Annotated in this window: 19 protein-coding genes; 10 read left to right on the forward strand and 9 right to left on the reverse strand. The window is 69.9% G+C overall.

Going from position 1 to position 24,835, the window contains the following annotated elements; genetic code table 11:
• Positions 1 to 133: 133 nt before the first annotated feature.
• Entirely contained in the window at positions 134 to 1,432 is a 1,299-nt protein-coding gene (locus ACFV6H_RS05775) for an alpha/beta fold hydrolase (RefSeq protein ID WP_385539005.1), read from the reverse strand.
• Positions 1,433 to 1,647: 215 nt separating this feature from the next.
• On the opposite strand from ACFV6H_RS05775, the gene ACFV6H_RS05780 reads away from it, so the two are divergent.
• Positions 1,648 to 2,811 carry a betaine/proline/choline family ABC transporter ATP-binding protein gene (locus ACFV6H_RS05780; protein WP_385539007.1) on the forward strand — a complete coding sequence of 388 codons (1,164 nt, stop codon included), beginning with the start codon at positions 1,648 to 1,650 and terminating at the stop codon, positions 2,809 to 2,811.
• Between the two features lie 24 nt (positions 2,812 to 2,835).
• On the opposite strand, the gene ACFV6H_RS05785 is transcribed toward ACFV6H_RS05780, so the two are convergent.
• From ACFV6H_RS05785 to ACFV6H_RS05805, 5 genes are all read right to left on the reverse strand, one after another.
• On the reverse strand, positions 2,836 to 3,792 hold the full coding sequence (locus ACFV6H_RS05785) for an ABC transporter substrate-binding protein (RefSeq protein ID WP_385539009.1): 957 nt from the start codon (positions 3,790 to 3,792) through the stop codon (positions 2,836 to 2,838).
• Positions 3,789 to 4,463 (reverse strand): ABC transporter permease, encoded by a 675-nt coding sequence (locus tag ACFV6H_RS05790; RefSeq protein ID WP_384985848.1) that lies wholly within the window; start codon positions 4,461 to 4,463, stop codon positions 3,789 to 3,791. The genes ACFV6H_RS05785 and ACFV6H_RS05790 overlap by 4 nt, the downstream gene beginning before the upstream one ends.
• Positions 4,460 to 5,140 carry an ABC transporter permease gene (locus ACFV6H_RS05795; RefSeq protein ID WP_384985846.1) on the reverse strand — a complete coding sequence of 227 codons (681 nt, stop codon included), beginning with the start codon at positions 5,138 to 5,140 and terminating at the stop codon, positions 4,460 to 4,462. The genes ACFV6H_RS05790 and ACFV6H_RS05795 overlap by 4 nt, the downstream gene beginning before the upstream one ends.
• A 79-nt stretch (positions 5,141 to 5,219) precedes the next feature.
• Positions 5,220 to 6,422, reverse strand: coding sequence for a cytochrome P450 (locus tag ACFV6H_RS05800; RefSeq protein ID WP_385539012.1), 1,203 nt, complete (start codon positions 6,420 to 6,422; stop codon positions 5,220 to 5,222).
• Positions 6,423 to 6,492: 70 nt separating this feature from the next.
• On the reverse strand, positions 6,493 to 7,539 hold the full coding sequence (locus tag ACFV6H_RS05805; protein WP_385539014.1) for a cation diffusion facilitator family transporter: 1,047 nt from the start codon (positions 7,537 to 7,539) through the stop codon (positions 6,493 to 6,495).
• A gap of 134 nt (positions 7,540 to 7,673) precedes the next feature.
• Here ACFV6H_RS05805 and ACFV6H_RS05810 point away from each other — a divergent pair, with 134 nt between their 5' ends.
• The gene (locus ACFV6H_RS05810; RefSeq protein WP_384985839.1) at positions 7,674 to 8,033 is read left to right on the forward strand and encodes an ArsR/SmtB family transcription factor; all 360 of its coding nucleotides are present in this window, start codon (positions 7,674 to 7,676) and stop codon (positions 8,031 to 8,033) included.
• 81 nt (positions 8,034 to 8,114) lie between these two features.
• On the opposite strand, the gene ACFV6H_RS05815 is transcribed toward ACFV6H_RS05810, so the two are convergent.
• Complete coding sequence (locus ACFV6H_RS05815) at positions 8,115 to 9,251, reverse strand: glycoside hydrolase family 19 protein (RefSeq protein ID WP_385539017.1); 1,137 nt, start codon at positions 9,249 to 9,251, stop codon at positions 8,115 to 8,117.
• Positions 9,252 to 9,483: 232 nt separating this feature from the next.
• On the opposite strand from ACFV6H_RS05815, the gene ACFV6H_RS05820 reads away from it, so the two are divergent.
• The 3 genes from ACFV6H_RS05820 (at position 9,484) to ACFV6H_RS05830 (ending at position 15,406) form a co-directional block, all read left to right on the forward strand.
• Positions 9,484 to 10,887 (forward strand): M20/M25/M40 family metallo-hydrolase, encoded by a 1,404-nt coding sequence (locus tag ACFV6H_RS05820; protein WP_385539018.1) that lies wholly within the window; start codon positions 9,484 to 9,486, stop codon positions 10,885 to 10,887.
• Between the two features lie 228 nt (positions 10,888 to 11,115).
• On the forward strand, positions 11,116 to 12,840 hold the full coding sequence (locus tag ACFV6H_RS05825; protein ID WP_385539749.1) for a ThuA domain-containing protein: 1,725 nt from the start codon (positions 11,116 to 11,118) through the stop codon (positions 12,838 to 12,840).
• A gap of 67 nt (positions 12,841 to 12,907) precedes the next feature.
• Entirely contained in the window at positions 12,908 to 15,406 is a 2,499-nt protein-coding gene (locus ACFV6H_RS05830; RefSeq protein WP_385539020.1) for a carbohydrate-binding protein, read from the forward strand.
• 65 nt (positions 15,407 to 15,471) lie between these two features.
• Here ACFV6H_RS05830 and ACFV6H_RS05835 read toward each other — a convergent pair whose 3' ends face one another.
• Together ACFV6H_RS05835 and ACFV6H_RS05840 are read right to left on the reverse strand one after the other, a co-directional pair.
• Positions 15,472 to 16,254, reverse strand: a complete 783-nt coding sequence (locus tag ACFV6H_RS05835) for an SAM-dependent methyltransferase (RefSeq protein ID WP_384985831.1) — start codon at positions 16,252 to 16,254, stop codon at positions 15,472 to 15,474.
• A 194-nt stretch (positions 16,255 to 16,448) separates the two neighbouring features.
• Positions 16,449 to 18,161, reverse strand: a complete 1,713-nt coding sequence (locus ACFV6H_RS05840; protein ID WP_385539022.1) for a PucR family transcriptional regulator — start codon at positions 18,159 to 18,161, stop codon at positions 16,449 to 16,451.
• A gap of 262 nt (positions 18,162 to 18,423) precedes the next feature.
• Here ACFV6H_RS05840 and dnaK point away from each other — a divergent pair, with 262 nt between their 5' ends.
• The 5 genes from dnaK to clpB are packed head-to-tail and all read left to right on the forward strand — an operon-like array spanning position 18,424 to position 24,760.
• On the forward strand, positions 18,424 to 20,328 hold the full coding sequence (dnaK, locus tag ACFV6H_RS05845) for a molecular chaperone DnaK (protein ID WP_385539024.1): 1,905 nt from the start codon (positions 18,424 to 18,426) through the stop codon (positions 20,326 to 20,328).
• Positions 20,329 to 20,337: 9 nt separating this feature from the next.
• A complete protein-coding gene (locus ACFV6H_RS05850; protein WP_384783780.1) occupies positions 20,338 to 20,817 on the forward strand; it encodes a nucleotide exchange factor GrpE in 480 nt (159 codons plus the stop codon).
• Positions 20,818 to 20,823: 6 nt separating this feature from the next.
• On the forward strand, positions 20,824 to 21,783 hold the full coding sequence (locus ACFV6H_RS05855; RefSeq protein WP_385539027.1) for a DnaJ C-terminal domain-containing protein: 960 nt from the start codon (positions 20,824 to 20,826) through the stop codon (positions 21,781 to 21,783).
• Positions 21,780 to 22,148, forward strand: a complete 369-nt coding sequence (locus tag ACFV6H_RS05860) for a chaperone modulator CbpM (protein WP_385539029.1) — start codon at positions 21,780 to 21,782, stop codon at positions 22,146 to 22,148. Before ACFV6H_RS05855 ends, ACFV6H_RS05860 begins: the two co-directional genes overlap by 4 nt.
• Positions 22,139 to 24,760 (forward strand): ATP-dependent chaperone ClpB, encoded by a 2,622-nt coding sequence (gene clpB / locus ACFV6H_RS05865; protein ID WP_385539031.1) that lies wholly within the window; start codon positions 22,139 to 22,141, stop codon positions 24,758 to 24,760. Before ACFV6H_RS05860 ends, clpB begins: the two co-directional genes overlap by 10 nt.
• The last annotated feature ends 75 nt before the right edge of the window (positions 24,761 to 24,835 follow it).

The raw sequence follows: 24,835 nt of genomic DNA on the forward strand, positions 1-24,835 counted from the left end.
CTGGGCCCGAACAGTCCGGGCGGGCCGCCCGGCGGCCCGAACAGTCCGGGCGGGCCGCCCGGCGGCCCGAACAGTCCGGGCAGGCCGCCCGGCGGCCCGGAGCAGAGCGGGCGGAGAGCACAGCGGGCGGAACTCAGTCCTCGCCTCGCGCGAGCGCCAGGAGCCGGTCCAGCACGCGCGGCGCGCCCGCGCGCACTCCGTCGTGCTCGTACTCGTCCGTCACCCAGGTCCGCAGCCCGCGGATCGCCCGCGCGGTGCGCAGGGAGTGTTCCGTGTCGACATACATGTCGTCGTGGTAGACGACGGCGGCGACCGGCACCTCGTTGGCGGCGAGCCGGCCGGTGTCGTACAGCGCGGGCCAGTCGCCGCGGGCGGCGAGCAGTTCGGCGGTCTCGCGCAGCGGGCGCAGCGCCGGATCGGACTCGAAGTGCCACGGGTGGATGCTCTCGCCCGTGAAGTACAACGGGCCTTCGCCCGCGAGGGCCTTGGCCGCGTCGAAGCGGGTGAACTCGGCGCGCACGCGCTCGGCCGCCCAGTCGGTGGGCCGGCCGCCCTGGGCGTAGATCACCTCGTGGAGCACGGCGTACAGCGGATGTCCGGCGTACGAGAGGGCCGCCGCCACGCCCTCCTGGAACGCGTCGGAGAGCACCGGGCCGCCGGGCGCGGCGACGAAGGCGTTCTCCAGCAGATAGTGGAGCTGGTGGCTGCCGTCGCCGCTGCCGAGCAGGATACCGAGGGACTGGAACGCCTCGGGCGTCAGGACATAACCGCTCGGAAGTACGGGCCGGTGCTCGGCGACATGCTCGGCGATCCGGCGCGCCCTGCCGATGTCCTGCGGATAGCGGGCGTAGTGGGCCTCCACCTTGCGCGCGATCCGCGGATAGGCCGCGCGGTAGACCTCGTCGGCGGTGGCGTCCAGGGAGGGCAGTCCACCGGTGATCAGTACGGTACGCAGGCCCTCGGGCGCGGTGGAGAGATAGTGCGTGGCGCAGAAGCCGCCGAAGCTCTGGCCCAGCAGGGTCCAGGGCGCGCCGCCGGTCAGTCCGGGCCGGATGGTCTCGCAGTCGCGCACGATCGAGTCGGCGCGGAAGTGGGCGAGATAGTCGGCCTGCTCACGCGGACCGCCGCGCAGCGGCAGGCTCTGCCGGTTGGCCGGCGTGGACAGGCCCGTGCCGCGCTGGTCGAGGAGGAGCACCCGGAACTCCTGGAGGGCGCGGCCGAGCCAGGCCTGCCGTCCGGTGAAGCGGCGGACGCCGAAGCCGGGACCGCCCTCCAGATACACCAGCCAGGGCAGGTCCGCGTCCGCCTTGGCGCTCGCCACGACCTCGCGCGCGAAGAGTTCGATCCGCTCGCCCGACGGATCACCGTGGTCCAGCGGGACCGAGAAGTGGTGGTCGGTGAGGACGACGCCGGGCTGGCGGTAGCTGGTCACGGGTGCTCCTGTTCTCGCTCGTCCCTGCCGGGGACGGTCACGGCGGACAGTTCAGCACACCGGCCCACGGGCGCTCGCGTACGGGCCCTCGCGTACGGGCTCCTCACGTACGGTCCCTGCCACGGCTCCCGGAGCGGGCGCACGGCCGTGGCGCGCCCGACTCGGACAGTCCCGGTCCGTGTGCGCCGGGACGCGCCCGCTCCTAGCGTGAGGACATGATCCGGTTCGAGCAGGTCACCAAGGTCTATCCGGACGGGACGGCCGCGGTACGGGATCTCTCCTTCGAGGTGGCCGAGGGCGAGCTGGTGACTCTGGTGGGGCCCTCGGGATGCGGCAAGACGACCACGATGATGATGGTGAACCGGCTGATCGAGCCGACCTCGGGCCGTGTCCTGGTCGAGGGCCGTGATGTCGCGGGCGTCGATCCGGTCGCCCTGCGCCGCCGTATCGGCTATGTCATCCAGCAGGTCGGGCTGTTCCCGCACCGGACGGTCCTCGACAACACCGCGACCGTGCCCGCCCTGATCGGCTGGAAGCGGGCGAAGGCCCGCGCACGGGCCACCGAGCTGCTCGAACTGGTCGGGCTCGATCCCGCGATCCACGGTCCGCGCTATCCGGCGCAGTTGTCGGGCGGGCAGCGCCAGCGCGTGGGAGTGGCACGGGCCCTGGCCGCCGATCCTCCGGTGCTGCTGATGGACGAGCCGTTCGGCGCGGTGGATCCGGTGGTGCGCGAGCGGCTCCAGAACGAGTTCCTGCGGCTCCAGGCGACGATGCGCAAGACCGTGCTGCTGGTGACGCACGACATCGAGGAGGCGGTGCGGATGGGCGACCGTATCGCGGTGTACGGAGAAGGGCGCGTCGAGCAGTACGACACGCCGGCCGCGGTCCTCGGCGCTCCCGCCACCGCGTATGTGGCCCGCTTCGTCGGCGCGGACCGCGGGCTGAAGCGGCTGTCGGTCACCGCCGTCGAACCGGCCGATCTGGAGGAGCCTCCGGTGGCCAGGACCGATGAGCCGGCCCGGGACGCGGCGGCCCGGATGCGCGGACAGGGCGCCCGCTGGGCCGTGGTCCTGGGCGCGGGCGGCGAACTCCACGGCTGGGTCTCCGCGGACGCGCTGGCCGAGGCCGGTGAGCGCGGTTCCGTCGGCGATCTGGCCCGCCGTATGGAGGCCTGGGTGCCGCTCGGCTCCCCGCTGAAGCAGGCGTTCAGCGAGATGCTCCAGCACGACGCGGGCTGGGTGGCGGTCCTCGACGGCCCGCGCTTCCTCGGCGTACTGACTCCGGCGAAGCTCCATGAGGCCCTGCGCCGCTCGGTGGACGCGGACGCCCAGGGCATCGGACGCAGCGAGGTGGACTTCGACTCGGTGTCCGACGCGTAGGTCCCATCAGTGCGTACAGCCCGGTCAGCCCGAGGCGATCAGGCCCTTGGACTTGAGATACGCCGTGGCGACGTCCTCCGGCAGTCGGCGCCAGCTGTCCACCTGTTCGTTCATCGACGCCAGGTCCTTGGTCGTCAGTACGGTGTTCAGCTTGGACAGTGCGCCGGTCACACCGGTGGCACCGGCCCGGGAGCGGTTGACGACCGGGACGATGTAGTCGGCGTTCTGTAGATGCCTGTCGTCCTCAAGGATCACCAGACCGAACTGGTCGAGCGTGGCGTCGGTGGTCGTGGTCAGCACCATCTGGTCCTGGCCGTCCTGGACGGCCTTCTTGGCCGGTGTCGTGCCCACGCCCTTGGGATCGATGCCGGTGATGTCGATGCCGTATGTCTTCCGCAGCCCGGGCTCGCAGTACGGCCGCTCCACGCATTCGTCGCCCGCGGCCAGTCTGACGGGCAGCCCGGACGCGCCCAGATCGCTCAGCGTGCGCAGCCGGTGTTTCGCGGCGAAGGAGGCGGCGACGGCGAAGGCGTTCTGGTCGACGGCCCGGCCCGGATCGAGCACGGTGAGCCCGCGCGGCGCGGCCAGCGCGCGCAGCGCCCGCATGGTCGCGGCGAGATCGGGCGAGCCGACGGGCTTGGCGCCGGCGCCATGGGCCCTGGCGTTCAGCCAGTCCGCGAAGGTCGCCGCGTACTCCGGTACGACATCGATCTGGCCGCTCTCCAGGGCCGGTTCATAGATCTCCCGGTTGGTGACGGAGAGGATCCGGGTGTGGTAGCCCGCGCGGTTCAGCAGGAGCGCGTACATCTGGGCCAGCAGATCGCTCTCGGTGAAGCCCGCGGAGCCGATGGTCAGATGTCTGCTGTCGCCGGGCGGCGCGGTGATCTCGCCACGGTGCTCCAGGGACGGGCCCGTGGTGCAGGTGGTGACGGCCAGCAGCAGGAGGCCGGCGACGGCGACACGGATCCGGAAGCCTCTCATCCGGCGCCGTCCCTGGCCCATCGCGGTCCCAGCCGCCGCACCGTCTCGAACACCGCCTCCACCAGCAGCGCGAACACGGCCACGAGCACCGCGCCCGCGACCACCTGCGCCGTGTCGGCGAGATTGAAGCCGGCGGTGATGATCCGGCCGAGCCCGCCGCCGCCCACCAGGGCCGCGAGCGTGGCGGTCGCCACGAGCTGTACGGCGGCGATCTGTACACCGGTGAGGATCAGCGGCAGCGCGAGCGGCACCTCGACGCGCCGCAGGAGCTGACTCCCGGTCATTCCCATGCCACGCGCGGCCTGTACGACATCGCGGTCGACGCCTCGCATCCCTACGTAGGCGTTGGTGAGCAGCGGCGGGATCGCGAACAGGACCAGCGCGATGATCGTCGGCCAGTCTCCGTACGTACCGATCGGAGTGAGCAGCAGCAGTACGAGGACGGCGAAGGTGGGCACGGCCCGGCCGGCGTTGGAGATATTGACCGCGAGCGCGCCGCCCTTGCCGAGATGGCCCAGCACCAGGGCGACGGGCAGCGCGACGGCGCAGCTGAGGGCGAGACAGACAACAGTGAGGAAGAGATGTTCGCCGAGCCGGTGCCAGATGCCGTCAGGGCCCGACCAGTGCGCGGCGCTGGTGAGCCAGGACCAGGCGGCGGAGAGTGTGTTCACGCGCGCGCCGCCCTCGTCCAGGGAGTGAGCAGCCGCTGGAGTCCGAGCAGCAGCAGATCGGCGAGGACGGCGATGAGCACACAGAGGACGGAGGCGGTGAGCACCTGTGCCTTGAAGAAGGTGTTCATCCCGGCGTAGATGAGATTGCCGAGCCCGCCGTGGCCCACGATCGCTCCGACGGTGACGAGCGAGACGGCCGAGACGGTGGCGATCCGCAGCCCGGCCATGGCGGCGGGCAGGGCGAGCGGCACCTCGACGGCGAGCAGCAGCCGCAGCGGTCCGTATCCCAGACCGCGGGCGGCCTGCCGGGTCTCCTCGGGCACGGCGCGCAGTCCGGCGAGGATGTTCCGTACGAGCAGCGTCAGCGAGTACAGCACCAGCCCGGCGACGACGAGCGAGGCCGACAGCCCGTACAGCGGCAGCAGCAGGGAGAACATCGCGAGCGACGGGATGGTGTAGAGGACGGTGGTGATCCCGAGCACGGGCCCGCCGAGCCAGCTCCAGCGGCGGGCCGCCAGGGCGAGCGGAACGGCGATCAGCAGGCCCAGGAGCACGGCGAAGAAGGTCAGTTCGAGATGTTCGAGCACCGCGTTCCAGAGGATCTGGCGACGGCTGGTGAGGTAAGCGCCGCAGATCCATTCATTGCGCGCGAGGCAGTCGTCCGGAGGCGCGGTCACGCGTCCATTGCAGCCTCGTGGGACGGCTGACCGCGCGTCGTGTTGGACCGTACGGGGCGGCCGTGACCGTTCGTACCGCTCATACCGTGACGGGCAGTGCCGCCAGCCCTCGGATGACAAAGTTGGGCTTGCGCGCGGGCTCGCCCGCCGGGCTCAGTCCGGGCGCCAGATCGAGCAGCGCGGCCATGGACGCGGCCAGTTCGATACGGGCCAGCGGCGCGCCGATGCAGTAGTGGATGCCCGCGCTGAAGGAGATATGAGGATTGTCGCGGCGGGACAGGTCCAGGCCGTCGGGGACGGTGAAGACCGCCGGATCGTGGTTGGCGGAGCCGAAGAGGAGAGCGACCTCGGCGCCGCGCGGGATGGTGGTGCCGCCGATCTCCACCGGATCGAGCACCCAGCGTTCGAAGAGCTGGAGCGGCGTGTCGTAGCGCATCAGCTCCTCGACGGCGGTGGGCAGCAGGGCCCGGTCCGCGCGGAGGGCGGCGAGCTGCGCGGGATTCCGGAAGAGCGCGTGCCAGCCGTTGACGGTGGCGTTGACCGTCGCCTCGTGTCCGGCGTTCAGCAGCAGCGCGCAGGTGGCGACCATCTCGGCCTCGGTGAGCTTCTCGCCTTCGTCGTGGGCGGCGATGAGTCCCGAGATCAGATCTTCGCCGGGCTTCTCGCGCCGTACGGCGATCAGCTCGCGCAGATACGCGGAGAACTCCAGCGAGGCGGTGACCGCGCGGCGGGCCGTCTCCTCCGGCGGGTTCAGCTCGTACATCCCGCAGATCGCCGCCGACCAGGGCCGCAGCAGCGGGCGGTCCGTCGCGGGGACACCGAGCATCTCGGCTATGACGGCGACCGGCAGCGGCTCGGCGACGGAGGTCAGCAGATCGCCGCCGCCCTCGGCCACGAGCCGCTCGACCAGTCCGGCCGCGAGCGCGCGCACATACGGCTTGAGCCGGTCGACCGTACGCGGTGTGAACGCCTGCGAGACCAGGCGCCGGATACGGGTGTGGTCCGGCGGCTCCAGTTCCAGCATCCCGTGGTCGTTCAGCTCGTGGAAGGGCTCATGGCCGGAGGGCGGCGCGGTTCTGCCGAACTCCTCGTGGCTGAACCGGTGCCCGTAGGAACGGCCGAGCCGCCGGTCCCGCAGCAGCGCCGACACATCCGCGTGGTGCGGTACGAGCCACTGGTCGCTCGGCTCGTAGTAGTGCGCCCGGCCACGGGCCCGCAGCTCGGCGTAGACGGGATAGGGATCGGCGAGGAACGCGGGCGACGAGGGATCGAAGTCGGACATCCCAGGACGGTAACCGGCCCGTGGAGGAGGAACCAGAGGTCTCGTGTCCCGTGGGCGAGGAACCAGACGTTCACGCGGCTCGTGCCAGGTGGTGGGCCAGCTTCCGGTGCGGGTCCTCGGTGCCGGGCGTGGCGGCCGGATCGGTGTGGACCAGCGCGGCGGTGAGCCGGTGCACCGAGTGCAGCAGGGCGTGTTCGACCTCGACGGCGACCGCGTGCGCCTGCCGGACGCTCAGCGCGCCGTCGACCACGACGGTGACCTCGGCGCGCAGCCGGTGGCCGATCCAGCGCATCCGCAGATCCGTCACCGACAGCACGCCGGAGACCTCGCGCGCGGCGGCTTCGCCCGTATCGATCAGTACGGGATCCACGGAGTCCATCACGCGCCGGAAGACCTCCCGGCAGGCGTCCTTGAGCACCAGCAGAATGGCGGCGGTGATCAGCAGACCGACGACCGGATCGGCCCAGCGCAGACCGAGGGCCGCGCCGCCCGCGCCCAGCAGGACGGCCAGGGAGGTGAAGCCGTCGGTCCTGGCGTGCAGACCGTCGGCGACCAGCGCAGCCGAGCCGATCCTCTTCCCGACGCGGATGCGGTAGCGGGCCACCCACTCGTTGCCGATGAATCCGACGACCGCCGCGACGGCGACGATGCCGAGATGGGAGATGTCACGCGGATCGAGCAGCCGCGCGACGGCCTGGTACGCCGCGAACGCCGCCGACGCGGCGATGGTGAGCACGATGGCGAGGCCGGCCAGATCCTCGGCCCGGCCGTAGCCATAGGTGTACCGGCGTGTCGCCGCGCGCCGGCCGAGCACGAACGCCACGCCGAGCGGCAGTGCGGTCAGCGCGTCCGCGAAGTTGTGGACGGTGTCGCCGAGCAGGGCCACGGAGCCGGACATCACGACGACGACGGTCTGGAGGAGCGCGGTGACACCCAGAACGGCCAGAGAGATCCAGAGAGCCCGCATTCCCTCGGCCGAGGACTCCATGGCGGAGTCCACCTTGTCCGACGCCTCATGGGAGTGCGGCTTGACGAGGTGCGCCGCCCGATGCTTCAGCCGCGCCGTCCGACCCGAGCCGTGGTCGTGGTCATGAGGGTGCGCATGAGGAGCGTTCATATGTGGCTCTCCTGTCGGGAAGATCGCCGGGAGGGACAGTCACCGTGGAAGTGCGTCACTACTCATATGTATTTAAGCGCGCACCAATGCACCTGTCGAGTCGGCGGTCTCCGCCGTGGTCCTACGATGGGGAGATGCCAGCGAGCAATCCGCCCTCAGTTGCGCCCGAGTCGCAACGGCACACTCCAGGCGCCCCGCAGTTCGACGCGGCGGCCGGCGTCTTCGCCCTGCTCGCCGATCCCACCCGGCTCCACCTGGTGTGGTCCCTGACCCAGGGCGAGGCCGATGTGAACACGCTCACGGACAGCTGCGGCGCGGCCCGCCCGGCGGTCAGCCAGCATCTGGCGAAGCTGCGGCTCGCGGGACTGGTCCAGGTGCGCAAGGACGGGCGGCGTTCGATATACACGCTGCGGGACGGCCATCTGCGGAGGCTGGCGATCGAGGCCCTCAACCACGCCGACCATCTGGTGACGGGAACGCCGCCGCACGACTGACAGTGCAGCAATGCAACAGCGCAACAGCGCGGTGCGCGGTCCCGGAGGCTCCGGAACCGCGCACCTGGCGATGGCCCGCCGTCAGCAGTAGAGGTTGTTGCCCGGAGCGACGCCCAGGATCTGGGTGAAGCGCTGGTAGTTGGTCACCCGGCTCTGGACCTGCGCCGGGTTGCGCCCGTCGCACTCCAGCGAGCCGTTGATGGAACGGATGGTCTGGCCGAAGCCGGCCTGGTTCACCATCGCGTTGTGCGGCGTCATCGTGCCCGGACCGTTCTGGGTGTTCCAGTACCAGAGACCCGTCTTCCAAGCCACAGCCGACTCACGCTCGACACGCCACGGGTCGGCGAGGAGGTTGATACCGAGCGCGTCGCCGGCCGCCTTGTAGTTGAAGTTCCAGCTCAGCTGGATCGGACCACGACCGTAGTACGCGGCCTGACCGGCCGGGCAGCCATAAGGCTGGTTCGGGTCGCAGTAGTGCGGGTAGTTCGCAGTGTTCTGCTCCACCACATGCACCAGACCACCGGTCTCGTGACTCACATTGGCGAGGAAGGCCGCGGCCTCCTGCCGCTTCACCGTGTCACTACCGGTGTTCGCGAAACCCGGATACGCGCTCAGCGCCGCCGTCAGCCCACTGTACGTGTAGAACGGATTCCGGCCCGGGAACATCTGGTTGAACTGGGACTCGCTGACGACGAAGCCCGACGGTGACGGGTTGCCGCCGCCGCTGGTGCCGGCCGCCGTCCACTTCTGGTTCGTCTGTCCCGTACAGGTCCAGATCTGGAGCCGGGTTCCGTTGGCGGTGCTGCGGTCCCTGACGTCCAGACACTTGTTCGCCTGCGGATTGACGATGTCCCGGGCGGAGTTGACGACCCACTGCTGGTTCGCGCCGCCGCCGCAGTCCCAGAGCTGTACGGGCGCGCCGTCGGCGGTGCTGCGGTCGACGATGTCCAGGCACTTGCCCAGCGCACGCAGCGTGCCGTCACTGGCGACGGTCCAGTTCTGGGCGCTGCTGCCGTTGCAGTCGTAGAGCTGTACGGGAGTGCCGTTCGCGTTGCTCGCACCGGCGACATCCACGCACTTGCCGCCCAGACCGGTGATCCGGCCGACCGGATCGGCGGCGGAGGCGGGCACGGCGAACAGGGTGGCGAGAAGCGCGCCGACAGCGAGGACCACTGCGGAGCGCGCGAGCGAGAGACCTCTGAAGGTTTTTCCTGGCATCTGCGGTTGCTTTCCCCTCTTCGCGCCGACGGCGCCTCTGACGGTTTCGCTTGGATTGAAGGGGAAGGTCTAGACCTTGTCAAGTACCGCACAAACCGGGCCAGTTGCTGCCGCAGGGCGGCCCTAGGGCCTCCTTGTGCCATGGTTGGCCTGTCCATGACCATGGAGCGCCAGTGTCATATCACCGAAGCAGCCGTGGAAGGGACCCGTCATGCCCCAGCACCCCACAGGCATGCCCCGGAGAGCCGTCCTGTCCGCCACCGTCGCGACCGCCGTGGTCGGCGTGCCGGCGGTGGCCCAGGCCGCTCCCGTGGCGGCCCCGGCCGGGCGGGGAAAGGAAGACCGTGCCGCCACCGCCCAGGCTCCGGGCCGGGAGTTGCGGGAACTGCTCAAGGAGATCGACCGCGACCGGATCGAGGCGACCGTACGCCGGCTCGCCGCGTTCGGAACGCGCCACACGCTCTCCACCCAGGACGATCCCGAGCGCGGTATCGGTGCCGCCAGGGACTGGATATACGAGGAACTCAAGCGGTACGCGGCGGCCTCCGGCGGCCGGATGACCGTCGAACTCCAGTCGTACATACAGGAACCCGCCTCCCGGATCCCGGTGGCGACCCGTATCACCAATGTCGTCGCGACGCTCCGCGGCTCGGTCGATCCCGAGCGCGTCTATGTTGTCTCCGGCCACTACGACTCCCGTGCCAGCGATGTCATGGACGCCGTGAGCGACGCGCCGGGCGCCGACGACGACGCCTCCGGTGTCGCGGTGGCCATGGAGCTGGCCCGGGTCATGGCGCGCCGCCGCCCGGCCGCGACCATCGTCTTCGCGGCCGTCGCGGGCGAGGAGCAAGGGCTGTACGGAGCCGCCCATATGGCGGAGCAGTTCAAGGCCGCGGGTTCGAATGTCCTGGCCATGTTCACCAACGACATCGTCGGCAGCCCCAAGGCCGACGACGGCACTCGCGACCCGTACACCGTGCGGCTCTTCGCCGAGGGCGTGCCCACCGCCGAGACGCCGGCGGAGGCCAATGTCCGCCGCTCGGTCGGCGGCGAGAACGACTCACCGACGCGTCAACTCGCGCGGTTCGTCCGTGATGTCGCGAACAACGACGCCACGGGCATGAATGTCCGGGTGATCTACCGCCGCGACCGCTATCTGCGCGGCGGCGACCACATTCCTTTCCTCGAACGCGGTTACGCGGCGGCCCGGTTCACCGAGCCGACCGAGGACTTCGCCCATCAGCACCAGGACGTACGGGTGGAGGACGGCCGGCAGTACGGCGATCTGCCCGAGTTCTGCGACTTCGGCTATATCGCCCGGGTGGCACGCGTCAATGGCGCAGCCCTGTGGACACTCGCACAGGCTCCGGCCACTCCGCGCGGAGTGAAGATCGTCACCAGCTCACTGACCAACGCCACCGAACTGGTGTGGGACGCGGGCGCGGAGACCGATCTGACCGGGTACGAGGTGGTGTGGCGCGAGACGACGGCGCCGGAGTGGACCCATCTGGCCGAGGCCGACGGCGCGACGAGCCACACCGTGGATCTCTCCAAGGACAATCTCTTCTTCGGCGTACGCGCCGTGAACCGGGCCGGCCATCGCAGCCCGGTGGCGTTCCCCGTACCGCAGCGCTGACCGGCGCCCGATCCCGCCGCGCCCGGCCCCGTACAGGGCCGGGCGCGGCTTTGTCATGCCCGGCGCGAAACAAGGAGCGGCCAGAGCCCTTGACCCCTTGAAACCTCCGATGTTCACTACGTCTGACGCGGCCACTGTGCCGCCTCGTTCCGCCACGCACTCGTACCTCAGCCGGCGCCTCCGAGCGCTCCGAGAGAGGACTGGATCGTGCGCCTTGTGTCCCGCACCATGATCGCGCTCGTTCTGCTGGCCCTGTCGCTGGTCGCCGTACCGCACGCACCGGAGACCGTACCGGCGTCCGCCGCCACCCCCGCCACCCCCGCTTCCGCCGCCGCGCCGCTCTCCAAGGTGCTGGTGTTCTCCAAGACCGCCGGATTCCGGCACTCGTCGATCCCGGCCGGGATCGCCGCCGTTCAGCGCCTCGGCGCGGCCAACGGCTTCACCGTCACCGCCACGGAGGACGCGGGCGCGTTCACCACCGCCAATCTGGCCCAGTACCAGGCGGTGATCTGGCTCTCGACCACCGGTGATGTGCTCAACGCCGCGCAGCAGACCGCCTTCGAGTCGTACATCGGAGCGGGCGGCGGCTATGTCGGCGTCCACGCCGCCGCCGACACCGAGTACGACTGGCCCTGGTACGGCGGGCTCGTCGGCGCGTACTTCGCCTCGCATCCGGCCACACAGCAGGCCACCGTCAAGGTCGAGGACCGGTCCTCCGTCTCCACCGCGCATCTTCCGCAGCGCTGGACGAGGACCGACGAGTGGTACAACTACCGCGCCAATCCGCGCTCCGCGGTGAAGGTGCTCGCAAGCCTGGACGAGTCCTCTTACTCCGGCGGCAGCATGGGCGATCATCCGATCACCTGGTGCCAGAACTACCGCGGTGGCCGCGCCTGGTACACCGGTCTCGGCCACACCGAGGAGTCGTACGCGGATCCCGCGTTCACCACCATGCTGCTCGGCGGTATCCAGACCGCCTCGGGCGCGCGGGCCGCGGACTGCCGCCCGGAGAACGGTTACACCTCGCTGTTCGACGGTACGCAGGCGAGCCTGGACCGCTGGCGACAGGCCGGGCCCGGCGGATTCACGCTCGCCGACGGCACTCTCACCTCGGTCGGCGGCATGGGACTGCTCTGGTATCCGGTGACGCCCTTCAGCGACTACTCGCTGAAGGTGGACTGGATGATGCCGGGCGACGACAACGGCGGAGTGTTCATCGGCTTCCCCGATCCGCAGGGCGATCCATGGAAGCCCGTCGATCTCGGCCATGAGATCCAGATCGACGCGACCGACGCCGATCCGTCCCGGACGACCGGCAGCGTCTACAGCTTCCAGGCACCGGACACCGCGGCACGGGCCGCCGCGCTCAATCCGCCGGGAACGTGGAACAGTTACGAGATCGCGGTGCACGGCCGCCATGTCGAGATCCATCTCAACGGTGTGAAGATCAACGACTACACCAGCACCCGTGATATCGCGGTCGGGCATATCGGCGTCCAGAACGACGGCGCCGGTATGGACATCAACTACCGCAATATCAGGATCAAACAGGACGGGACTCCGGCCACCGATCTGGCACGCGGCCGTCCGGTCTCGGTCTCCAGCGTGGAGCCCGGCAGCCCGCATGTGGGCGCCAACGCCGTCGACGGCGACCTCGCCACGCGCTGGGGCAGCGCGTACTCCGATCCTCAGTCGATCACCGTCGACCTCGGCTCCGTCCGTACTCTCCAGCGCGTCCGGCTGAACTGGGAGACCGCCTACGGCAGGGCGTACACCGTCCAGACCTCACCGGACAACGCGACCTGGCGCACCGTCAACACCACGACGGCGGGCGACGGAGGCATCGACGACATCGCGGTGAGCGGCACCGCCCGGTATGTACGGGTCCAGGGCACGGAGCGAGCCACGCAGTGGGGCTACTCCCTGTGGGATCTCGCCGTGTTCGGAAGCTGAACGAGCACGTTCCGCACGTCCCGGCACGACATCTCCCACCCGCGCTCGGCCTCTGGAGGTACCTGCTGTGCTGTCCCGCGCCGTTTCCTTACTCGCCACACTCTTCACCCTGTCCGCCCTGCTGCTCGCGCCCGGAGCCGCCGCCGCGGCTCCACAGGCCGCCTCGCCACAGGCCGCCGCCTCGCCAAAGGCCGCCGCCGCTCCTCCGCCGACGAGCGGATTCGAGAAGGTCAAGCTCGACGGCGGGCTCCAGATGGGCGAGCCGATCGAACTCGCCGTACTGCCGGACCAGAAGGTCCTGTACATCAACCGCGGCACCAGTGCCTCGGGCGGTCAGGTACGGCTCTACAACCCCGCGACCGCGTCGACAACAGTGGCGCTCACCCTGCCGCTGGACGCCCGGTTCGAGGACGGGCTGATCGGCATCACCCTGCATCCGCGCTTCGCCACCACCGGCTGGGTGATGCTGTTCTACTCGCCGAAGGTCACTCCGCTGGTCAACCGGATCTCCCGGTTCACCTTCGACCGCGCCACCAACATACTCTCGCCGGCCAGCGAGGACGTGATCATCGAGTGGCCGACCGAGCGTGAGCTGTGCTGTCACTCCGCGGGCTCGATGTCCTGGGACACCGCGGGAAATCTCTACTTCGCGGTGGGTGACAACACCAACTCCGGCGGTGACTCGGCGGGCATGGCGCCCATTGACGAACGCACCTCCCGCAATCCGCAGTACGACGCCCAGCGCACCTCGGGCAATGCCAACGATCTGCGTGGAAAAATCAACCGGATCCATCCGGAGGACAACGGAACGTACACCGTTCCCGACGGCAACCTCTTCGCCCGCGGGACCGCCGGAACGCGCCCGGAGGTCTACATCATGGGCGTACGCAATCCGTACCGTGTCTGGGTCGACAAGAAGGCCAACAACACTCTGTACTGGGGCGAGGTCGGCCCGGACGCCGGTGCGACCATTCCCAACCGGGGCCCCGCGGCATACGACGAGTTCAACCGCGCCACCGGTCCCGGCAATTACGGCTGGCCCTACTGCGGCGGGCCCAATGCGGCCTACAACGACTGGGACTTCGCCGCCAACGCACCGCGCGGCTGGTTCCCGTGCGGTGGCACGACCGGGCCGGTCAACAACTCTCCGCGCAATACCGGTATCCAGCAACTTCCGCCCACCAAGCCCGCGTTGGTGTGGGAGCAGCACGGCGGCAGCAAGGAGTGGCCGCAGCTCGACAATCCGGGCGGCTGCGGTTCGCCCAATCACACCGAGGTCTACCACTACGACGCGAACCTGGCCTCCGACGTCAAGTGGCCCCAGTACTACGACAACAAGCTGCTGATCTCCGAGTACTGCCGTAACTGGATCAAGGAAGTGCAGTTCAACAACGGCAATCCGGCGACCGGCACTCCGACCGCGATCGAACCGGTGCTGGACGGTATGCGCTTCGTCCACCCGATCGACTCGGAGTTCGGCCCGGACGGATCGCTGTATCTGCTCGAATACGGCAGCGGCTACTTCTCGGGCGCCGAGGACGCCGGGCTCTACAAGATCAACTACGTACAGGGCGGCCGGTCACCGCTCGCCAAGGCATCGGTGAACAAGGACAACGGACTGGCGCCACTGGCCGTGACCTTCTCCAGCGCGGGCAGCAGCGACCCGGACGGCAATCCGCTCACCTACGCCTGGGACTTCACGGACAACGGCAGCACCGACTCCACTGCGGCCAATCCGTCCTTCACCTATCCCGCCAACGGCAGCTTCCAGGCCAGACTGACCGTCAGCGACGGCACCGGACGGACCGGTACCACGACCGTCCCGATCGTGGTCGGCAACAACCGTCCCACGCTGACGATCTCCTCCCCACCGGACGGCGGTGTGTACGAGTGGAACGAGAACGTCACCGTGACCGCGTCCGCGACGGATCCGCAGGACGGTCCGATCGACTGCTCGAAGGTGATCGTACGGATCGCACTGGGCCACCAGGAACACGCGCATGAGGTCGCGGAGGGCACCGGCTGCTCCACGACGTTCAACACCGGGCCGATCCACTCCGGACTCGACGCCACACAGTTCTATGTGGTGCGCGCGACCTACACCGACAAGGGCGCTCCGGGAACGGTGCCGCTGACCGGCGAACAGCAGCGGACGCTGTGGCCCAAGCGGTGGCAGGCCGAACACTTCGCGCAGTTGTCGGGACCGCAGATCATCACCGCCGCGGGAGCGGAGGGCGGGAAGCGTCTCGGAGACGTACAGAACAACGAGTGGGTCCGCTACCACCCGGTGAGTCTCAAGGGCGTGACCGGGATCAGGGCCCGGGTGTCCTCGGACAAGGCGGGCAATGTGGCCACCTTCCGCTACGACTCCGTGACCGGGCCGGTCCTCGCGCGGGTGACCGTGCCGAACACCGGCGGCTGGGAGACCTACACCGAGGTCAGCGCTCCGGTCACCGGCGCCGAGGAACGGACGCGTGATCTCTTCGTGGTCTTCACCGGTGGCTCGGGAGCCATTCTCGATCTGGACAGCTACACCTTCACCGGCCCGGGTATCAGCACTCCCTGACAACGCCCACGGCCCAACGGCCGCGGCATGGGCCCGAAGCCCGTGTCGCGGCCGTTCTCCGTCCGTCAGCGGACGTGGGCGATTCCGGCGTAGAGGAGTTCGGTGCTCGTGTCGTTCTCCGGCGCGGGCGTGTCCTTGTACCAGCGCGTCACCAGACCGGGTTCGACCATGTCGAGTCCCTCGAAGAACCGCTCGACCTCCGCGCGCGTACGAGGACGCAGATTGATCCCGCTCGAACGGTACGCGTCGACCTTGTTCTGCTCCTCGGTGAGGAAGTCTCCCGTCAGATGGGAGAGCACCAGACAGCTTCCGGGAGCCAGGGCGTCGATCAGGGTGCGGGTGATGCCGTACGGGTCGTCGTCGTCCGGGACGAAGTGCATGAGGGCGATGAGGGACAGCGCGACGGGCCGGTCGAAGTCCAGCAGCGTACGGGCGTGATCGAGGATCGCCTGCGGCTCGCGGACATCGGCCTCTATGTAGTTGGTGACGCCCTCCGGCGTGCTGATCAGCAGGGCCTCGGCATGGCGCAGAACGATCGGGTCGTTGTCCGTGTAGACGATCCGGGCCCTGGGATCGATCTCCTGGACGATCTGGTGGAGGTTCGGCGCGGTCGGGATACCGGTGCCGATGTCGAGGAACTGGTCGATACCGCTACGGGCCACCCAGCCGACCGCACGGTGCATGAAGGCACGGTTCTGCTGGGCGCCTTCGCGCGCCTCGGCCGTCAGCCGCGAGGCCAGCGCCTGGTCGACCGGATAGTTGTCCTTGCCGCCGAGGAGGAAGTCGTAGATACGGGCCGGATGCGGCTTGCTGGTGTCGACCTGGGACTTGGGCGTTCCTGCCGGCATAAAGGGCTCCATGGAAGTCTGATCGTCATACAGGAAAGAGAGACGCGAACCAGCACACATCTCCCCCTGCGGATCATCGCCACCCCGGCAAATACTGCCACAGCAACGCCCGTACGAGCACGCCGCATTGACGGCCCCAGCTGCCACGGCCCTCGCCGCCACGGGAGCCGCCACAGGACCGGCCGGGCCACTGGTCAGGGCGTGCCGCCCAGGACCTTCCAGACCCGTGTCGCCACATGAAGATTGAGACGGGTCTCGACATCGCCCAGGTCATGGCCGCCGATCTCACGCAGCCGCTGGAGCCGGTAGCGCAGAGTGCTGCGATGGATACCGAGGACGGCGGCCGTGTTGTCGTAGTTGCCGCCGGCCTCGAAGTACTGGGAGAGCGTGGAGACCAGATCGGTGCGGTGGGCCGTGTCGTAGTCGAGGAGCGGGCCGAGCCACTCGCGGACGTATCCCTCGATCTCCCGGTAGTCGTCGCCCGTCCCGATGATCCGGTACAGGCCCAGATCGTCGAACGAGGTCGCGCCGTGCGGCACCCGCGAGCACTGGCGTACCTCCAGCGCGCGCAGTGCCTCCTGGTACGAGCGCGGGATCTCGGACGGTGAGTCGCAGCGCCCGCCGAGGCCGATGGCGCCCGCGCACGAGTCCAGCTCCCTGGCGACCGCCCGGTACAGCTCGTCGCCCTTGGGACGTCCCTGGACCACCAGCACCGCGCGGCCCGAGCGCCGGGCCACCAGCGACCGCAGCCCCAGGCCGGCCGCCGCCGCGGCCACCGCGTGGACGAACGCGTCGTCGGCGGCCGTCCCGGTCCATCCCACGGCGACGACATGCTGTGGGCCGTGCAGGTCGTGGCCGACGGCCGCCGCGCGGGCGAAGGCGCTCTCGTCGTCCGTACCGTTGATCAGATCGTCCACCAGTTCACGGCGCAGTCGCAGCTCCATCTCGGCCAGGCTGCGCAGATGCGCCATCTCCAGGGCCAGCGCCTCACAGGCGCGTGCGAGCGCGAACTCCTCGTGCTCGCCCGCACGCGCGTCGGGATCGATCAGGGACACCGTGCCGAGGATCTCGCCGCGACGGCGGGCGACGGCGACGAGCCGGTGTCCGAGATATACCGGGTGCGCGTTTCTGGCGGCTTCGAGGATCAGCTCCTCCTGTCGTCCCGGATCGGGCTTCGGATACGGATCGGGACAGCCGGGCCCCGCCCAGGCACGGAGATTGCCGAACCGGTCCTCCACGACGGCGGGAAAGCCGGTCAGCCGGTGCACCGTCCTCGCGATGCCCGCCTCGGTGTCGCCGGTGGCCGTGGCACCGCTGAGCGCGTCGTGCACCGACCGCTGGTATCTCAGCTCGGACTCCACGGCGACGAGCCGGGCGCGGGCGGCGGCGCCCTCCTGCCGGGCCCGGTCCAGCTCCACCGCGTGCTCACGCTCCCGGCGGCGGGCCGCGGCGCCGGTCAGGGCCGCTCCGGTCTGCCGTGCCAGCAGACCGAGCAGGGTGATCTCGTCATGGCTCGGCTGCCACCGGGCGCTCACGACCAGATGTCCGGCCCGCCGCGATCCGGCCCGTCCGCCGGGCTCCCGCAGGGCGAACGCCCATGACCACACGCGGTCGGGAAGCCGGACGGCGCCGTCCCGGTCGCCGAGTTCCGCGATCTGGGCGTCCAGCGACCGGCTGGTGGCGGAGCAGCCCATCGGGAGATGGACCAGCCGTCCGGCGGCCGGCAGATATCCGGCCTCGGTACGGCACGGGCCCAGCCGCGCGACACAGGCGGCGGCCAGCCGCATCACCTCGTATTCGTCGCGGCCGTCGAACACCGCGCTCGACAGTGCCATCAGCCGGGGCAGCCGGGAGGGCCGGTGGCCCGGAGGCCCCGGAGGTCCGGTTCTTCCGGCGGCCGTGCTCATCGCCCTGGCCCGACACCTTCCTGGAGCGGCCCCCATCACACAACCTTACCGAGCGACCGCGCTCGTGCATCCGGTCCATGTCTCCGGCCCGGCCGGCCGCCGGGCCTGTGCCGGCAGGACCAGCGGCGATCCGGATTTCGACCTCCCAGGTGCAGGAATCGGCCCGGTGTGCCCGCCAGCCTTGGACCGACGGACTCTGCCCCGAGGACGGACCCGCGGACCCGAGGACGCCGGAAGACGTCGTGCACGTAAGGAGCACCTCATGGCCAAGGCAGTCGGTATCGACCTGGGCACCACCAACTCGGTGATCGCCGTGTGGGAGGGCGGTGAGGCCACGGTCCTGCCCAACGCCGAGGGCTCCCGCACCACTCCTTCCGTCGTCGCCTTCACCGACTCCGGCGAGCGGCTCGTCGGCCAGTTGGCCCGCCGCCAGGCGATCCTCAACCCCAAGGGCACCATCTACTCGGCCAAGCGCTTCATCGGCCGGCACTTCGACGAGGTCTCGGCCGAGACCAAGACGGTGACCTACGACGTCGTGGCGGGCGAGAACGGTGTGGCGCGGTTCGACATCCGGGGCAAGCAGTACGCGCCGGAGGAGATCAGCGCGCTGGTGCTGCGCAAGCTCGCCGACGACGCCGGTAAATCGATGGGAGAGCGCGTCACGGAGGCCGTCATCACCGTACCCGCGTACTTCAACGACGCGCAGCGCACGGCGACCAAGGACGCCGGCCGGATCGCCGGTCTCGAAGTGCTGCGCATCATCAACGAGCCCACCGCGGCGGCCCTGGCGTACGGCCTGGACAAGAAGGAGCACGAGACGGTGCTCGTCTTCGACCTCGGCGGCGGCACCTTCGACGTGAGCATCCTGGATGTCGGCGACGGTGTGGTGGAGGTACGGTCCACGGCCGGTGACACCCATCTCGGCGGGGACGACTTCGACCGCAGGTTGGTGGACCATCTCGCGGACACGTTCCAGCGGGAGAACGGTATCGATCTGCGCGGCGACACCCAGGCGCTGCAACGACTCTTCGAGGCGGCGGAGAAGGCCAAGACCGAGCTGAGCTCGGTGACCCGGACCCAGGTCAGCCTGCCGTTCATCACCGCGGACGCCACCGGGCCCAAGCATCTGACCGAGTCCGTCATGCGCTCCACCTTCGAGCAGATCACCGCCGATCTGGTGGACCGCTGTCTGGGCCCGGTCAAGCAGGCGATGTCCGACGCGAAGGTCACCGACAGCGACATGGACGAGGTCATCCTGGTCGGCGGCTCGACCAGGATCCCGGCCGTCCAGGCGCTGGTCCGGCGGATGACCGGCGGCAAGGACCCGAATATGAGCGTCAATCCGGACGAGGTGGTGGCGCTGGGCGCCGCCGTCCAGGCCGGTGTCCTCAAGGGCGAGGTCAAGGATGTGCTGCTGCTGGATGTCACACCGCTCTCGCTGGGTGTGGAGACACGCGGCGGTGTGATGACGAGGATCGTCGAACGGAACACCACGATCCCGGTCCGCCGCACCGAGACCTTCTCCACGGCGGAGGACAACCAGCCCGCCGTCGATGTCGTCGTCCTCCAGGGCGAGCGCGAGCGCGCGGCCGACAACCGCGTACTGGGCCGCTTCCAGCTCACCGACATCCGCCGGGCGCCACGCGGCGAACCGCAGATCGAGGTCACCTACGACATCGACGCCAACGGCATTCTCAATGTCACCGCGCGTGACAAGGACACCGGCAAGGAGCAGGGCATCACGCTCAGCGAGGGCTCCAACCTCGAACCCTCCGAGGTGGAGCGCATGATCGCCGAGGCGGAGCGCAACCGTGGCGAGGACCAGGCGCTCAGGCAGGCCGTGGACGCGCGCAACGAGCTGGACGCCGTCGCGTACCAGGTGGAACGGCGACTGGGCGAGCTGGGCGAGAGCGCTCCCGAGCACGAGCGGGCCCGTGCCCAGCTGCTGATCGGCGACGCGCGCCAGGCGGTGAAGGGCGAGGCGCCGCTGGACCGGATCAGGTCGCTGACCTCCGAGCTCCAGCAGGTCTATCAAGGTCTCGCCGCCCGGCAGGCCGGTCCCGCAGGGCCGTCGGAGCCCGGGGCCGCGGGTCCTGGGCCGGGACAGGCCGGCGGTACCGGCGGTGGCGACGACGATGTCGTGGACGCCGACTTCGACCGGAACTGAGGTCATGCCATGGCCACCCAGCCGGAACCGGAAGCGGTACCGCCGCCGGACGGCGCGGAGCGGGAGCTCGCCGAGGTGCAGGACGCCTGGCGCCGCGCGCTGGCCGATCTCGACAATCTGCGCAAGCGCTACGCCAGAGAGCTGGAGCAGGTACGGCGGACCGAACGGGCCCGTACCGCCGCCGAGTTGCTGCCCGTACTCGACAATCTCGATCTGGCCCTCACCCATGCCCGCGCCGATCCCGCCTCGGTCCTCCAGGGCGTCGAGGCGGTACGCGACCAGGCCGTCGACGTACTGGAGCGGCTCGGCTATCCGCGCCAGGAGGAGAAGGGCGTGCCGTTCGACCCGAGCCGGCACGAGGTGGTCGGTGTCGTGGACGATCCGGACGCCGAGCCCGGCACGGTCGTGAACGTCCTGCGTCCCGGATACGGGCTCGACGACCGCCAGTTGCGGCCGATGGCCGTGACGGTCAGTCAGCGGCGGGAGTGACGGCCCATGGCGCGGGACTACTACGCGGTGCTCGGTGTCTCCCGCACGGCGAGCGACGAGGAGATCCAGCAGGCCTACCGGAAGCTGGCCCGTCGCCACCATCCCGACATCAACAAGGATCCACGGGCCGAGGAGCGCTTCAAGGAGGTCAACGAGGCCTACAGCGTCCTGGCCGACCCGGACACCCGGGCGCGCTACGACAGGTTCGGCCCGGACTTCCGCAAAATCCCTGAGTACGCCGAGTACGGCGAGAGCGCCGACGAGCGAGTGGCTGCGGCCGGCCGCGGCGCCGGTGGCTGGACCACTCCGGGCGGCGGTGGCGTGCGCTTCGGGCAGGGCCCGCGCGGCGCCTACCAGGACGTGGACTTCGAGGATCTCTTCGGCGATCTGTTCGGGGCCGCAGGACGCGGCGGCGCACGCAGGACCGTGCCCGGCGCCGACCAGGAGGCTGAGCTGGAACTGACCGTGGAGGAGGCCTACCGAGGCGGACGGCGCGCTGTCGGTCTCGCCGGACCGGACGGCCGCCGTGACTACCAGGTCACCGTGCCCCAAGGAGTGACCGACGGACAGCGGATCCGGCTGGCCGGCGAGGGCGGCCGTGGCAGCCGTGACGCGCCCGCCGGTGATCTGTATCTCCGGGTGCGTATCAAGCCTCATGACCGGTACCGGCTGGAGGGCCGTGACATCCATGTCCGGCTTCCGGTGGCGCCCTGGGAGGCGGCGCTCGGTGCCACCGTACCGCTGCCCACTCCGGGCGGCAGCGCCAAGGTCACCGTCCCGCCCGGCTCCTCCAGTGGCCGCCGGCTGCGGCTGCGCGGCGAGGGCATGCCCAATCCGCGCGGCACCGACGGCGATCTCTACGCCGAGCTCCGGGTGATGGTCCCGCCACGCCCGACCGACCGCGAACGCGCACTGTTCGAGGAGCTGGCCGCCGCGTCCGACTTCGACCCGAGGAGGCCGCGATGACAACCGACCGACAGTGGCAGCAGCACTGGCAACGGCCGGAGACACGGCGGATCCGGGTCTACGAGCTGGTGCCCGTCCGCCGGCTCGGCCTGGAAGAGGTGGCCCGTCGCTCGGGCCTCCATCCCGACCTGGTCCGGCGGCTGGTGACGCTCGGTCTGGTGGAGGCCACCCGTGACTCCGCAGGCCGACTCTGGTTCGACCGCTCGGCCCCGCGCACGCTGGCCCGTGTCCAGCGGCTGCGGGCCGGGCTTCCGCTCAACTACGCCTCCATCGGTCTCGTACTCGATCTGCTGGACCGGATCAGCCAGTTGGAGGCGGCGCTGCGCCGCACCGGCGCGAGGAGTGACGACCTGCCATGGACATGAATCGGCTGACCCAGAAGTCCCAGGAAGCCCTGCAAGAGGCCCAGAGCGCGGCCGTGCGCCTCGGGCAGACCGAGGTCGACGGTGAGCATCTGCTGCTCGCGCTGCTCGACCAGCGTGACGGGCTCGTACCCCGGCTGCTCGGCCAGGCCGGTGTCGATCCGCCCTCCCTGCGCGAGGCCGTGGAGAGCGAGGTGTCGCGCAGGCCCAGGGCGACCGGGCCGGGCGCCGCGCCCGGCCAGGTGTTCGTCACCCAGCGGCTGTCGCGGCTGCTGGAGACCGCCGAGCAGGAGGCCCGGCGGCTCAAGGACGAGTATGTCTCCGTCGAGCATCTGATGATGGCGCTGGCCGACGAGGGCTCGGCCTCCGCCTCGGGACGTCTGCTCAAGGAGTACGGGCTCACCAAGGAGGCGTTCCTCGCCGCGCTCACCCGGATCCGCGGCAATCAGCGCGTCACCTCCGCGACTCCGGAGGCCGCGTACGAGGCGCTGGAGAAGTACGGCCGCGACCTCGTCGCCGAGGCGCGGGCCGGCACACTGGACCCGGTGATCGGCCGGGACGCCGAGATACGGCGGGTGACCCAGATCCTCAGCCGCAAGACCAAGAACAATCCGGTCCTGATCGGCGATCCGGGCGTCGGCAAGACCGCGATCGTGGAGGGACTCGCCCAACGGATCGTCCGCGGCGATGTGCCGGAGGGGCTCAGGGACCGTACGATTTTCGCGCTCGACATCGCCTCACTGGTGGCCGGTGCCAAGTACCGCGGCGAGTTCGAGGAGCGGCTCAAGGCGGTGCTCGGGGAGGTCAAGGCGGCCGGCGGCCGGATCCTGCTCTTCCTCGACGAGCTGCACACGGTGGTCGGCGCGGGCGGCGCCGAAGGAGCGGTGGACGCCGGGAACATGCTGAAGCCGATGCTCGCCCGGGGCGAGCTGCATATGATCGGCGCGACCACGCTGGACGAGTACCGCAAGCGCATCGAGTCGGACGCCGCGCTGGAGCGCCGCTTCCAGCAGGTCCTGGTGGACGAGCCGAGCGTGGAGGACACCGTCTCCATCCTGCGCGGACTGCGCGAGCGGCTGGAGGTCTTCCACGGTGTGAAGATCCAGGACACGGCGCTGGTCGCCGCGGCGACGCTCAGCCATCGCTATATCTCCGACCGCTTCCTGCCCGACAAGGCGATCGACCTGGTGGACGAGGCGTGCGCGCGGATGCGTACCGAGATCGACTCGATGCCCGCGGAGCTGGACGAGCTGACGCGGCGGGTGACCCGGCTGGAGATCGAGGAGGCGGCGCTCGCCAAGGAGACCGATCCGGCCAGTGTGAACCGGCTGGAGGAGCTGCGCAGGGAGCTCGCCGATGTACGGGCCGAGGCCGATGCCGAGCACGCCCAGTGGGAGTCCGAGCGCCAGGCCATCCGCCGGGTCCAGGAGCTGCGCCAAGAGATGGAACGGGTCCGTCAGGAGGCCGACGAGGCCGAGCGCGCCTACAACCTCAACCGCGCCGCCGAACTGCGCTACGGGACGCTCACCGAGCTGGAACGCCGGTTCGCCGCCGAGGAGGAGCAGCTGCGCGTCAAGCAGGGCGAGACCAGGCTGCTGCGCGAGGTGGTCACCGAGGACGAGATCGCCGAGATCGTCGCCGCCTGGACCGGTATCCCGGTGAGCCGTCTCCAGGAGGGCGAGCGCGAGAAGCTGCTCCGGCTGGACGAGATCCTCCAGGAGCGCGTGATCGGCCAGGACGAGGCCGTACGGCTGGTCGCCGACGCGATCATCCGGGCCCGGTCCGGGATCCGCGATCCGCGCCGGCCGATCGGGTCGTTCGTCTTCCTCGGCCCGACCGGTGTGGGCAAGACCGAGCTGGCGAAGACGCTCGCGGCGGCGCTCTTCGACACGGAGGAAAGCATGGTCCGTCTCGACATGAGCGAGTACCAGGAGCGGCACACGGTGAGCCGGCTGGTCGGCGCGCCTCCCGGCTACGTCGGATACGAGGAGGGCGGCCAGCTCACCGAGGCGGTGCGCCGCAGGCCCTACTCGGTAGTGCTGTTCGACGAGGTGGAGAAGGCACACGCCGATGTCTTCAACACGCTGCTCCAGATCCTTGACGACGGCCGGATCACCGATGCCCAGGGCCGTACCGTCGACTTCCGCAACACCGTCGTCATCATGACCTCCAACATCGGCTCCACCTATCTGCTGGACGCGAGTGTGAACGGTGAGATCAAGCCCGACGCGCGGGCACAGGTGATGGCCGAACTGCGTTCGCACTTCCGGCCGGAGTTCCTCAACCGCGTGGACGACATCGTGCTCTTCAAGCCGCTGGGCCTGGCCCAGATCGAGCGGATCGTGGACCTCCAGTTCGATGAGCTGCGCCGGCGTCTCGCGGAGCGCAGGATCACCGTGGAGCTCACCGGGCCGGCCCGTGAACTCATCGCCCACCAGGGCTTCGACCCGGTGTACGGAGCCCGGCCGCTGCGCCGCTACATCTCGCACGAGGTGGAGACGCTGATCGGACGCGCGCTGCTGCGCGGCGACGCGCAGGACGGCTCGGTCATCAGGGTGGACGCCCAGAACGGCGAACTGGTCGTGACGTACCCGGAGCTGCCCGAGGGACGTTGACTGTACGGACGTTGACTGTACGGACAGCCAGTGTATTTTTGACGTGTACACAGTTCGAGTGCGCGCCGGTCGCGG

This window comes from Streptomyces sp. NPDC059743 (assembly GCF_042732975.1).
In the GTDB taxonomy this organism is placed as follows: Bacteria; Actinomycetota; Actinomycetes; order Streptomycetales; family Streptomycetaceae; genus Streptomyces.